This is a genomic window from Terriglobus tenax, assembly GCF_025685395.1.
In the GTDB taxonomy this organism is placed as follows: Bacteria; Acidobacteriota; Terriglobia; order Terriglobales; family Acidobacteriaceae; genus Terriglobus; species Terriglobus tenax.
The window spans coordinates 568,274-581,186 of the sequence record NZ_JAGSYA010000003.1; the positions used below are offsets into that span (position 1 = coordinate 568,274).

General features: G+C 58.5%; 10 protein-coding genes and 1 tRNA gene. 8 read left to right on the top strand and 3 right to left on the bottom strand.

Annotated features, from left to right (window positions below; genetic code table 11):
* Positions 1 to 269 precede the first annotated feature (269 nt).
* From OHL13_RS02420 to OHL13_RS02445, 6 genes are all read left to right on the top strand, one after another.
* Positions 270 to 1,625, top strand: a complete 1,356-nt coding sequence (locus OHL13_RS02420; RefSeq protein ID WP_263408518.1) for a Gfo/Idh/MocA family protein — start codon at positions 270 to 272, stop codon at positions 1,623 to 1,625.
* Positions 1,618 to 2,643 (top strand): DUF6807 domain-containing protein, encoded by a 1,026-nt coding sequence (locus OHL13_RS02425; RefSeq protein WP_263408519.1) that lies wholly within the window; start codon positions 1,618 to 1,620, stop codon positions 2,641 to 2,643. Before OHL13_RS02420 ends, OHL13_RS02425 begins: the two co-directional genes overlap by 8 nt.
* A gap of 122 nt (positions 2,644 to 2,765) precedes the next feature.
* Positions 2,766 to 3,164 (top strand): BlaI/MecI/CopY family transcriptional regulator, encoded by a 399-nt coding sequence (locus OHL13_RS02430; protein WP_263408520.1) that lies wholly within the window; start codon positions 2,766 to 2,768, stop codon positions 3,162 to 3,164.
* On the top strand, positions 3,161 to 4,648 hold the full coding sequence (locus tag OHL13_RS02435; RefSeq protein WP_263408521.1) for a M56 family metallopeptidase: 1,488 nt from the start codon (positions 3,161 to 3,163) through the stop codon (positions 4,646 to 4,648). Before OHL13_RS02430 ends, OHL13_RS02435 begins: the two co-directional genes overlap by 4 nt.
* A 704-nt stretch (positions 4,649 to 5,352) precedes the next feature.
* Complete coding sequence (locus OHL13_RS02440) at positions 5,353 to 5,586, top strand: hypothetical protein (protein ID WP_263408522.1); 234 nt, start codon at positions 5,353 to 5,355, stop codon at positions 5,584 to 5,586.
* A gap of 50 nt (positions 5,587 to 5,636) precedes the next feature.
* Positions 5,637 to 6,719: an ATP-dependent Clp protease proteolytic subunit gene (locus tag OHL13_RS02445; protein WP_263409110.1), complete on the top strand. Its 1,083-nt coding sequence runs from the start codon at positions 5,637 to 5,639 to the stop codon at positions 6,717 to 6,719.
* 182 nt (positions 6,720 to 6,901) lie between these two features.
* Here OHL13_RS02445 and OHL13_RS02450 read toward each other — a convergent pair.
* Both OHL13_RS02450 and OHL13_RS02455 read right to left on the bottom strand, forming a co-directional pair.
* Positions 6,902 to 6,977: transfer RNA gene (locus OHL13_RS02450), tRNA-Ala, on the bottom strand.
* A gap of 126 nt (positions 6,978 to 7,103) precedes the next feature.
* Entirely contained in the window at positions 7,104 to 8,714 is a 1,611-nt protein-coding gene (locus OHL13_RS02455) for a S41 family peptidase (protein WP_263408523.1), read from the bottom strand.
* Positions 8,715 to 8,933: 219 nt separating this feature from the next.
* Here OHL13_RS02455 and OHL13_RS02460 point away from each other — a divergent pair, with 219 nt between their 5' ends.
* Together OHL13_RS02460 and OHL13_RS02465 are read left to right on the top strand one after the other, a co-directional pair.
* Positions 8,934 to 10,700, top strand: coding sequence for a peptidylprolyl isomerase (locus OHL13_RS02460; protein ID WP_263408524.1), 1,767 nt, complete (start codon positions 8,934 to 8,936; stop codon positions 10,698 to 10,700).
* A gap of 248 nt (positions 10,701 to 10,948) precedes the next feature.
* On the top strand, positions 10,949 to 11,941 hold the full coding sequence (locus OHL13_RS02465; RefSeq protein WP_263408525.1) for a 3'-5' exoribonuclease YhaM family protein: 993 nt from the start codon (positions 10,949 to 10,951) through the stop codon (positions 11,939 to 11,941).
* A 189-nt stretch (positions 11,942 to 12,130) separates the two neighbouring features.
* Here the strand turns inward: OHL13_RS02465 and OHL13_RS02470 are convergent, their stop codons facing one another.
* A complete protein-coding gene (locus OHL13_RS02470) occupies positions 12,131 to 12,913 on the bottom strand; it encodes a TIGR03435 family protein (protein WP_263408526.1) in 783 nt (260 codons plus the stop codon).

Sequence of the window (12,913 nt, forward strand, 5' to 3'; positions counted from 1 at the left end):
ATGGTTGATATTTTTCAAGTACATCAGGTGACTTGGCCTCATGTCAAAAAAGCCATGCGGATAGAAACGGACAGGTTCCTGCTTCGACAACTTCCCAATGAAACCGAAAAACCTGAGCTGCCGGAGGCCATGATTCTGGACGAAAAAAGTACAGGACGAGCCTAAGTGATTGACATTTTGTTTTGAGACAAGACAAGACTGGTCTCACCTCTGTAAACTTCCGTGCGCCCGCAGTTCCTACCAATTCTGCGTACGGAGAAAAACGTTTTATGTCCCCATCTCAGACTGACCGCAGGGAGTTCCTCAAGCTCTCGACCGCCGCCCTTGCCACCTCTGCCATCTCGATGAACGCCCGCAGCTATGCCGCTGTTGTCGGAGCGAATGACCGTGTCCGTACTGCTGTTGTGGGTGCGGGTGACCGCATGCGGCAGGCGCTGATTCCTGCCTTTGAAGCCTGTAAGAAGGAGATGAACTTTGAGTGGGCCGCTGTCTCAGATATCTGGTCGCTGCGCCGTGAGTCTGGCCAGGCACTGCTCAAAAAGCTTTCCGGTGGAGACATCGCCATCTGCCGCAACAATGAAGAGCTCTACGCCCGTAAAGATGTAGACGCTGTTCTGATTGCTACCGCCGACTTTCAGCACGCGCAGCACGGCATCCAGGCCGTGAAGGCGGGCCGGGACGCCTACTGTGAGAAGCCGACGGCAGACATCATGTCCGACGCGCGCGAGCTGCTGAAGGCCGTCAAAGAGAGTGGCCAGGTCTTCCAGGTAGGCACGCAGCGCCGCTCCACCCCCTCCTACCAGAAGGCGTACGAGTACATTAAGTCCGGCAAGTTCGGCGAGATCAACATGGTCGAGATGACCTGGAACGTGAATCAGCCGGGCCGCTGGCGCCGCCCTGACGTTGTGCCCTTGCTGAAGGAAGCCGACACCGACTGGAAGCGCTACCTGATCAACCGCCCGTATGAGCCGTTCGACGCCCGCAAGTACCTGGAGTTCCGCCTCTTCTGGCCTTTCTCCTCGGGCATCCCTGACCAGTGGCTGGTCCACCAGATCGACACCGTGCACTGGTTTTCGGGGCATCCGCATCCGCGCTCGGTCGTCGCCAACGGCGGCATCTACCAGTGGCACGACGGCCGCCGCAACTGGGACACCTTTACCGCCGTCTTCGACTACGGCCCGGATGACGACCCGAACAAGGGCTTCCAGGTGCAGTACAGCTCGCGCCAGACCAACTCCGCCGGCGGCATCAAGGAGATCTATTACTCCAACGGCGGCAGCCTGAACATGGACACGCAGGAGGTCACGCCCGAGGGTGGTCTGACCGCCAAGATGGCCGCCGAGATGAAGATGCAGCCTAACCAGCTGCCCAAGTTCTCGCTGGCCGACAAGGCGGAAAAGGTCTCCACCGACGCCAACACCGGTGGCGACCCCATGACCACGGCCAACATGCACAACTGGATGGAATGCGTCCGCAGCCGCAAGACGCCGAACGCCAGCATTGATGCGGGCTATTCGCACTCGGTGGCGCTGTGCATGTGTATTGCCGCCATGCAGACCGGGGCGAAGGTCACCTTCAACCCGAAGACGCAGCAGATCATGGCCGGAGGCAAGGTCTATGCATAAGCTGTTCGCAACGGTCATGCTGCTGGTGCCCATTGCCTCGGTTGCACAGATGGTCAAGGTCGCGCCCGAGGAAGGTGCGCGCAAGGTCGATGTCACCATCGACGGCAAGCCCTTCACCAGCTACCTGTGGCCCACCACGCTGGAGAAGCCGGTGCTTTATCCGCTCACCGCGCCGGACGGCACCATCGTCACGCGCGGCTATCCGCTGAAGCCGGAGAAGAACGAGCGTACTGACCACCCACACCACGCCGGTCTCTGGTTCAACTACGGCAACGTGAATGGCTTCGACTTCTGGAACAACTCCGGCGCCATCAAGCCGGAGCAGAAGCCGAAGATGGGATCCATCCACCACACCCGCATCGTGAGCAGCCACAGTGGCAAGGGCAAGGGCGACCTGACGGTGGAGTCCACCTGGACCAATGGGCAGGGCAAAGACGTCATCAAGGAGACGACGGAGTATGTCTTCGGCGTAAAGGATGGCGTCCGCTACATTGACCGCATTGGTAAGCTCACAGCTCTCGACAAGCTGGTCTTCAACGATGACAAGGAAGGCGTGCTCGGCATTCGTGTGGCCCGCTGGCTGGAGTCGCCGACCGAAAAGGGCGGCATCTTCATGGATGCCAACGGAGTACCCACGCAGGTGGCATCCGTGGACAACTCCATCGCCACGGGCGTCTACCTGACCAGTGAAGGCGTTGAAGGCGACAAGGTGTGGTCCACGCGCGGCAAGTGGTGCCTGCTCAACGGCCACACGCCCGATGGCAGGCAGGAAACCATCGCCATCCTCGACCATCCGAAGAATCCCGGCTATCCCACCTACTGGCATGCCCGCGGCTATGGCCTGTTCGCGGCCAATCCTCTGGGCGCTCACATCTTCAACCCCAAGGTAGAGCCTTTCAACTTCACCGTGGAAAAAGGGCAGACGGTGACCTTTACCTACCGTGTGCTGCTCTCTTCTTCCAGGTTGACGAAGGCAGATCTGGACAAAGCCTCAGCCTCTTTCTCCGCCCTGTATTAGCAACCACAGCGTTCACACCCCTCGGCCCGTCCCTGTTTTGGGGCGGGCCTTTTTATCGTCCGGGGAAGAAATTACGACGATTATCGTTGACGTACGATAGTTGTCGTACTAAGCTTGCCACCATGATGTTGAAGAAGAACCCGCCACCGGCTCCGCTGCCTACTGAAGCCGAACTCGAGATCCTGAACGTTCTGTGGAGCGCCGGACCCTCCACGGTGCGGGAGGTGCACGCAGCCGTCAGCCAGAAAAATACCGGCTACACCACCGTGCTGAAGCAGATGCAGGTGATGGTAGCCAAGGGGCTGCTGACACGCAGTGAGCGATTCCGTTCGCACGTCTATGAGGCCAGCGTCCCCAAGCAGGAGACGCAACAGCAGCTTGCCGGAAACCTGTTGCAGCGGGCCTTTGAAGGTTCTGCTGCCAACCTGGTGCTCGGTGCGCTCGCCTCAAAACCTGTTTCCGCGAAAGAACTCGACGAGATCCGCCGCATGCTCGACGAGTTTGAGAAAGGGAAGCTATGAACCCGGCTCTTCATTCGTTCGCACATGTCCTCGGCTGGACGTTGCTGCATCTCTGTTGGCAGGCCTCTTTGATCGCTCTGCTGCTGGCGTGCATACTCTACCTGCTTGCCGGAAGACCGCCCCAGGCACGCTACATCGCTTCGTGCGTTGCCATGCTGCTTGTTCTTGGAGTCTTTGCCGTGACCTTCCATCGCATCGCGACCAGTGCGCGATCGGATGGACAGAACGTAGTTGCTGACACAACGATTGAGGTCTCCGGGAGTGCCGCGCACGATGCCGCACTGTTTCCCCTGGAACAGTTTCAACAGGTACTGGAGCGGGCCATTCCGTATCTCCTGCCGTTGTGGGGTTCCGGTGTGCTTCTCTTCCTTCTGCGTTTGAACGTGGGTCTGCTGGTAGCGCGGCGGATGGCGCTAAGCGCTTCGCTTGCTGTTGCGCGGGATCAGGGTGAGCTTTTCCAGAGTGTGGTGCGACGGCTTGGTGTCTCGCGTCCTGTGCGCCTGCTGCGATCGGCCTCGGTGCAGGTGCCGGTAGTGATCGGCTGGCTCCGACCGGTTGTGCTGCTGCCGCTCAACTCGCTGGCAGGGCTATCGACCACACAGATAGAAGCCATCTTTGCCCACGAGATCGCGCACATCCGCCGGCACGACTACCTGGTCGGCGTGCTGCAGTCCATCGTGGAAGCTCTGCTCTTCTATCACCCTGCGGTCTGGTGGATCTCCCGGCAGATCCGCAAAGAGCGCGAGCTTTGCTGCGACGATGCGGCCGTGCAGGTGACGGGAAATGCCGTCACCTACGCACAGGCCCTGTATCTGCTCGCCGAACGACGTCTCACCGCACCCGCAGTCACACTTAGCACCCATGGAGGATTTCTCACGATGCGTATCAAACGTCTTCTTCATCGCCACGACACCCCGGTCCAGCCAACCGCCGCGGTCAGCGCGTTTGCACTCATGCTGATCGCCACCGGCATCGGCTTCCATACCGTGCAGGCGCAACGTCTCTCACCCACCTCCACCTCGCAGGCCGCTTTGCGTATCGCGGAGGTCGCAGGGAAGCATTCCTTCATCAGTACCATCCCCGTGGATGCACCCCCGCTGTTGCTGGCAAAGGTGGCTCCGCCCGCGCAGCCGGAACTTCATCCGGTCGAGCTTTCGTCGCTCGCTGCATCGGCGGTTGAAGAGGATAAGCCGAAGCCACGGGCGGTCTCACCCGGAGCTATGGCCGGCAACATTCTTACCAAGGTCGCCCCGGAGTATCCGGCGGAAGCACGCGCCGCGGGCGTGCAGGGAGCGGTTGTTCTGAAGGCCGTGATCTCAAAGGAGGGAGATGTCAAAGAACTTCAGGTCGTTAGCGGCCCGGAGCAGCTCTACAAGAGCGCGACCGACGCGGTACGGCAGTGGAAGTACAAGCCCTACCTTCTGAACGGCCAGCCCACCGAGGTGGAGACGACGATCACGGTGAACTACAGCATCGGCAGATAGGGCTTTCGCGCAAAGCTTCTGAGCACCCCCCAAAAATCAATACTCCTGAACGGCCGTGAAGCAGACAATCGCTTCGCGGTCGATTTTTTTGCAGCAAGCGGCAAGGACATATGCACAATGCTGCCCGCACTCTCAAAAATAGATTGTCAGGGTGATTTGGTGGAGCTGAGCTCCATTGAATACACTGGTGTAAGCGTAACAAAAATAATGACTAATTATTCTTGTTGCTTGGATGTTGCCCCCAAAGGTGCCCCCTTCTTCGGTTGAGGTGGTCCTACATCTTTCGCGCCGCCCCAACTCAAACAAGTGGCTATTCTGCGATAATCTCGAACCGAGATTCCCCGCCAGTAGTCTTCAGTTAGCCGGATGGTTCAGGTAGGGAATGTCCGCTCGCTGCGGACATTCCCTACACTCAGTGCGATACATATATTGGAATCTGTCGGATCGGGCTGGAACCCGGTGCACACGCATATGGGGCAGCGCGGTCCGGGACCATTTTCCTCAGTGTACTGCTGTGAATCCGGTGGGCCCCATACTTTCAGTGAGATACGGATTAGGAAAACCAAACCAGATTCGCGATAATCTTAGAAGTTGCGCGTGGTGCAACATTTTGGTCTTGCGAAACATCGCCGGACGGGTTAGAACGGTTCAACTGCGTAATCGGCGTCATTCTGCTGTTCAAGCTGACGCTAGGAGTGCTCCATATGATTAGCTCGACTCAGTACGAGATGGCGGCAAGTGCAGTCGCCGCCCGCAGAGAGAAGGAACAAGAAGAGACGTCTCTCGAGCAAGAGCGCCAGGTCGAAGCTTTCGCCAGAGTGTACCGGAAGTACGGTTCGGACATCTCTTCTTTTCTGCGAGATGTACAGGACGAACTTGCAGAGAAAAAAGAGGAGAGCCGGAAACCGCAGCGCCACTTGCGTATGCCGGCTGACTAATAGGCTTGATCATCCCGGATCCAGATTATCGGCCCAACCCACAAAGAGCAGTGTATTTGGACGGGGCTATAGACGATGAACAACTCTCAAAACTGACACCTCAGATTCTGAGGTTGTTGCAAGAGGGTCGTCAGCCTATCACTATCTACATTCTCAATAGCCCCGGCGGCCGGGTTGCCACGATGGAGGCGATCCTTCGCTTAGTCAATTCACCTGGGCAAGATTTTCAAACTCCCTGCTCGCTCATAACGGTTGTCACCGATCATGCGGCCAGCGCTGCTGCTGACCTGCTTGCATCCGGAGACTATGCCGTTGCATATCCGGGAAGTTCGATTCTCTACCACGGCATCAGAACTCCCCTCAGAGATGCCACCGCGGAACTCACATCAATGATGTCGCAGTGGCTCCGCTTGAGTAACGATCGATATGCAATGCGTCTGTCTCGACAGATTGAATTTCGCTTCATGTGGCGATTTGCAATCCTGAAAACGAGCTTTCAAGAGATCAGAACTGAACTCAATGACCCGCAACTCAGCAGCGCAGACTGTTTCCTTTACGCGATTCGCCAGAAGCTTTCGTCAAAAGCACAGAAACTTTTCTTGCGAGCGCAGACGAGGTATCAGCGGTACAGCAAGCTACTCTCGTATGTGAAACAGAATGCTGCCATAGATGCAGCGGCCCCAGAGCGCCAGATCGAAGGTGCTCATCTCAAAGCGATCATCGACTTTGAGATGGCGGAAAAGCAGAATGATGATGACTGGACATTCAGTGTGGGGGGCATTGCTCAAGTCCTCGACGATTTCTTCATCCTGAATGAATATCTCGAGATCCAGAAGTCCGATAGGCTGCCGAGTTGGTGCACCCGCTATGGCGTTTTTGCGTTGTTACCTGAAGAGTACAAAGAAATCAACGCGATCGAGGATGAGGTAGCCAAAAAGCAAGCCGTTCTTGAAAAGGTGCGGCCTCTGCTGGAGCCGGTGCTGTCCTTTTTTGTGGCATTTTGTCATGCACTCCAAGAGGATGAAAACGAACTCACTGCCGTAGACGCTTATTGGCTCGGGTTGGTCGACGAAGTATTTGGAAACAAGGAACTCTCCGCACTACGCCTTGTAGGCGAGCACAAGGATGATTAAGGGTCCAAGTTCCAACATATGTGCGGTACGTCCGGAATTGCGGAAGCAAAAGATTGCGGAGGCATTCAGCACAAAGCCGGAAGGCGAATTGCCGATGCCGGAGTACGACTACAACGCATCAGCCGATTCATCCGACTGAGTCGAGATTCGTGTAAGGCTCTGGAATTTGCTAGATGCTGATTTGGTGGAGCTGAGCGGGATCGAACCGCTGACCTCCTCGTTGCGAACGAGGCGCTCTCCCAGCTGAGCTACAGCCCCACAAGAGAAATCCGCGCATCTGGTGGGCGCGGACGGTGGCACAACCAACGAGAGTTAGTTTAGCAGACAAAGGGCGCGTCTCTCAACGCGCCCTTTGTCTGCGATCTTTTGATTTCTGTGGAAGCTTTACCGCAGTGCTGCCTGCTTCTGAACGCTGGCTGCCTTGTCGGCCAGCGCCTGTGCCTGCGGCAGGTAGCCGACGGCCTTCTGAATCATCGGGTCCCATTCAGCGCGGACGTGAAGGCCTTCGGTCTGTCCGAACTGCGAGGTGAACAGCTCGGCCTTGATATTGGCCTGGATCCAGTCCTTTACCGCATCGAACTCGGCGTCGGTATAGGTCAGGCTCTGCGTCGGAGGGTTGGTCTTCAGGAAGCTCTTGAAGTCGCTGATCACCGCGTCATCCGCGGTAAACTCCTTGGTGACCGGCTTCGCTGCCAGGTAGTGCTTGGCGTAGTTCATGAAGGCATAGCCAATCAGCAGGCGATCCTGCAGCGGGGTGGACTTCGGCGTGTCGACCTTCTCATCCGGTGTAATACCGCCGCCGCCATAGACCGTGCGACCGCTGTCGGTCAGCTTTACCTCGCGGTTGGCGCTGTCCTTCGGCGTGTCGCGTACGTAGTAGTAGTCGTACAGCGATACGTTGTCGTAGTTGCGCTGAATCAGGCGTCCGCTGGGCGTGTAGTAGTGATAGGTGGTCAGCGCCAGGCCGGTGTTCTCGCTCAGCGTGCTTACCGTCTGAACCAGGCCCTTGCCGAAGGTGGTCTCACCCACGATCAGGGCGCGGTCATGGTCCTGCAGAGCTCCGGAGACGATTTCGGCTGCCGAAGCGGTATTGCGGTTCACCAGGACGACGATCGGGTAACGCTTGCCCTGCTCGCCGCGGGTGGCGCGGTAGACCTCATCCGGGAAGGCGCGGCCCTTCTGGCTGACGACAATCTGCCCCTTCTGCAGGAACTTGTCGCTCATGGCAACCGCTTCCTTCAGCAGGCCGCCGGGATTGCCGCGCAGGTCGATAACCAGGCCGTCCAGCTTGCCATTCTTCTCAAATTTGTCGAGCGCATCGCCAACCTCGCGGCTGGTGGTCTCCATGAAGCTCGAAACATGGACATACGCCACGCCCGGCTTGATCAGGTAGGCCAGGTCGACCGAGTAACGCGGAATCTCATCGCGAACCAGGTCAAAGGTCAAAGGCTTTTCAGAACCCTCGCGGGCCATCACCACGGCAACGTGGGTTCCGCGAGCACCCTTCAGCAGGGTAGCCACGCCTGCCGAATCCATGCCATCGGTCGATTTGCCATCGACGGAGACGATCTGGTCGCCGGGGCGAATGCCGGCCTTGAACGCCGGTGTGCCTTCAAACGGCGCGACAACGATAATCTTGCCGCCCTGCGGCTGGATGGACATACCCACGCCGTAGTATTTGCCGTGCTGGTCCTCGCGCATCTGCGCGTAGGCCTTCGGATCATAGAAATTGGAGTGCGGGTCCAGCGTGTGGAGCATGCCGGGAATGGCGCCGTCGTAGATCGCCTTGTCGATGCGGTCGCCCGTCATCGGGTCGGCGTAGTTCTGCTCGACGATCGAGTAGACGCCGGTAAAGCTCTTCAGGCTGTCGCGGACCTTGTTTTCGTCGGTCGCCTGTTGCGCTCCGACCTTCTGGTTAACGAACGAACCGGCAAGCGCGCAGGTCGCGAGAAAAACGGTGGCGGAAAAGGCGGCACGGCGGGTGCGAAGAGCCATCTGGCAGGTACCTCGTTAACAGGTAAGAAAAAAGCAGCTCAATAGGCGGGCCGCTCTATCTCCCGCGTATGACGGAGTATAGCACCGGAAGGTGAGCCGGAAGGGTCGCCCAAATTACCCTCGCAACGCGTAGAATAAGCGGTGTCGATACCCGATTTCGTCCGTTCGCAGTCGAATCATGGTATGGCAGTTCAATCGGCAGGGAATCCGCTTCGACTTATGACCATTCGCACCTCTATTCTGACCGGCAGCGCCAGCCTGGCAATTCTGGCTGTCTCGGCCTTCGCGCAGACCAGCGCGCCGCGTTACGTCAGCCCTATCGCCCAGCGTCAGCCGGCGTATTCGCCCGCACCGAAGGCCATTACGCCCGATGCCGAGGTGGTCGAGGACATGGTCGTCCGTGTGAATGACCAGGTCATTACCCGGTCGGACTACGAGCGCGCCCAGGCGCAGCTCGAGGGCGAAATCGGCCAGAACAAGCTCTCCCCCGAGGACGCTGAAAAGCGCCGCAAGGACCTGCTGCGCGACCTGATCGACCAGCAGTTGCTCATCTCCAAGGGCAAGGAGCTTGGCATCAACGCGGACGCCGAAGTCGTCCGCCGTTTGGACGAGATCCGTAAGCAGAATCACTTTGACTCCATGGAAGCGCTGGAAAAGGCTGCTCGTGAGCAGGGTGTCAGCTTTGAGGACTTCAAGGCCTCCATCCGCAACAACATTATTACCGGCGAAGTTGTCCGCAATGAGGTCAGCCGCAAGCTGCAGATGACCCACGCCGACGAAGTGCGCTACTACAACGCGCACAAGGATCAGTTCCAGCAGCCGGAGCAGATTCATCTTGCCGAAATTCTGATTCCTACTCCGGCCACGCCCAGTGAAGTGGAACTTGCCGCCTCGCAGAAGCGCGCCGATGAAGTCGCGGCGCAGCTTGCAGCCGGAGCGAAGTTCGACGAGCTGGCAAAGACCGTCTCCGGCGGCCCCACCGCGCAACAGGGCGGCGAACTGGGCATGTTCAAGCGCGGTGCTCTGGCCCAGGTGTTGGAAGACAAGACCTTCGTTCTGAAAGCGGGAGAAAACACCGCTCCCATCCGTACCCGCCAGGGATTCGTCATCCTGAAGGTCCTCGAGCACATCCCCGCCGGTGTTCCTCCGCTGGAGCAGGTGGAGGGCCAGGTGCAGGAGGCCATGTACTCCGAGCAGATGAACCCGGCTCTGCGTGCCTACCTGACCAAGGCGCGTGAAGATGCCTACGTTGACCTGAAGCCAGGGTATGTCGATTCCGGCGCATCGCCTCGCCAGACCTCGTTCGTCATGACGGCCTATACGCCGCCGGCGCCGAAGAAGAAGGTGGAAAAGTCGCGTTTCGATACGACGAAGACCGGCCGTCTGGCACAGGCTCCGAATGCCCAGCCTGCCACCCTTCAGCTGGACAAGAACGGCAAGCCGAAGAAGATCAAGCGTGAGAAGGTTCGCTACGGACAGGCTCCGCGTAATGCTCTGCCTGCTGCCCCTGAGGACCAGGTAGCCAGCGGCACGCAGGAAGCTGCTCCGGGAGCGGCGATTGCTCCGGCGGATGCGAATCCTCTGGCTGCAGCCGATGCCGCGGCGGCCAATAACGCTGATCCGTTGGCGCCAAAGGCTCCGGTCGTTGACCATAAAACCCGTTATTCCTCCAAGCAGCAGGAGTTTCAGAAGGCCAAGACCGACCGCAAGGTCGCCTTCGCCCGGGAAAAGGCTGCGGCCCTGCCGGACGCTCCCGCGGAAGAAGAGGTCAAGACCCAGCAGGTACAGTCCTCCGCACTGGGCCTGAAGGGTGACACGCTCAAGAAGAAGAAGGTCAAGCGCAAGAAGGGCGAGGAAAAGAAGCGCATTCAGCAGACCGTCCAGGCGCCTTCAGAGACCCAGAAGGAAGTCGAAAGCCAGCGCAACGGCGACGGCACCTACAAGAGCCCCGTACCGCCGGGAACCGGCGACACCAGCAATAAGTAAAGCTGGACAGAAACAAAAAGCCCCGGAGAGATCCGGGGCTTTTTGTTTCAGGCAGGGCTTCATCTGGCGATGCAAAGCCGGGTGCCCATATCTGGTGGCATGATCGCCAGATGTGGGAGGGGAGTGCCGCTGCTGTAATCCCTGCAAACCCACATCTCAGAATCGAGATGTGGGCCACCCGTTTCCTTGGTTTCATCCTGAGCAGAAGGACCTGCATTTGTCGCTACCGGCTACACTAATCCCTATCCATGAAGAGCTTTTTCATCGCCGACGCCCCACAGTATGAGAACCAGTCCATCACCACCTACTTCGCCCTGGCCTCCATCTCTGCCCGCGACAAGAAAGGTGGTGGGGGGCAGTATCTCGTCCTCACATTAGCCGACAAGACCGGCACCCTGGACGGGCGCATGTGGGAGGAGTTTGAAGATGGTCTGCGAACCTGCCAGCCCGGCAGCTACGTGAAGGTGCAGGGGCAGATCACCAAGTACAACGGCAAGTTCCAGATCACACTTCAGAAGCTGCGCCTGGCCGCCGAAAGCGAAGTGGAGACGGCCGACTTTCTGCCGCACACCCAGTACGACATCGCGGAGATGTGGCAGGAGCTGCGCGCCACCGTCGATAGCTTCACCAATCCGCACCTGCAGCGGCTGGTCAATGCCTTCCTGGACGACCCCACCATCGGCCCCGCCTTCATGAGCGCGCCCGCAGCCAAGGTGTTGCACCATGCATGGATTGGCGGACTGCTGGAGCACGTCGTCTTCCTTCTGCGCATGTGCAAGCGTGTCGCTCCGCAATACCCTGAGGTCGACCCCGATCTGCTCTGCACGACGGCCATCCTGCATGACATCGGCAAGACCCGGGAACTCGAGTGGAAGTCCAGCTTTGGCTATTCTGCTGAGGGCCAGATGATCGGCCACATCTCCATCGCCATGGGCATGCTCCGCGACAAACTCGCCCAGGTCTCGCAGGTGGAGCCTTTCCCGGACCGTCTCCGCATTCTGGTCGAGCACATGATCCTGTCACACCACGGATCGCTGGAGTTCGGCAGCCCCAAGCTGCCCATGTTTGCGGAGGCGCTGGTCTTCCACGCCATCGACGACCTGGAAGCCAAGATGCAGAACCTGCGCACCCAGCTTGCGAATCACGTAGCCAACGGAGCCCGGCCGGACTCCGTGACGGAGTGGATCAGAAGCATGGATCGGCAACTGGTCGATTCACGCGCGTACCTCAGGGAGGAGTAGTGAATAAGTTCGCCTCTCTTTTGCTGGTCTCGCTATCCGTTTCAGCCTATGCAGGCACGCTTAAATGGCCATGTCCGCGGTCGACGCGTTCATCCCTCAATGCAGAAAGATCAAGGTTTCGAAGAATATCTTCGTAACATTCAAACTGAAGGGCGACGTGCTCGTCACAAGCAAAATCGGCGATACCTTCTAGTTTCCCGTGGGCCGCTCCATCCGGTCCACGGACAGCATCATGATGGAAGCCTTGGTGTACTCCAGCTTTAGCCCTAGCTGCTCCTGCACCGCCGTGAAGATGGAGATCCCTTCCGCAGGCGTATCAGCCGTCTCCGAGGTTGATTTACCCGCAGCCCACTTCAGATCGCAATTGTAACGGCCTTCCAGACCGGTCTTGTCCAGCACGGTGATCTGCAGAATCTGCGTCAGGTTCATGGTCAGGTTCTTCATGTCCGCATTTCTGGCGGAGATGTGGCCAGGACTGTTTTGCAGGGTCGGCACGGTTCCTTCTTTGGCCGTTGACGGCTCCATCTTCGGGCCGCCCTTGCTCGGCAGCAGGAAGTAAACATGGCCTTCCTTCTCCACTTCGTGGGCTTGCAGGTGAAACCGTTCGCGCAGCAGGGCCTGCAGCATGGCGCGTTTTTCCTGAATACTGAGACGTTGAAAGGCCGGAGCATCCTCATCACTGACCTTGGCCTGGATATTGAAGCGCTCGTGCGTCGCCCACTCCGGAAGATTGAGAAAACGCTCACTGTCTGCGTTCATCATGTTGTAGGCGATGCGCAGCAGCATCTGGGGCACGATGCTTTGGGCAAGATATCCGTTGGGCGTCATGCGCGAATAGGCATCCTCCTCATCGGAGACCTGAACCGGGCTGATGGAGACCACCTCGAACTTCACGGCAGGCGCAGGTGTCTGCTGCGCGGAGGCAAGAGTTCCCAAAAACAGCACGGCTGCGACAAAACATCTTGGTTTCAT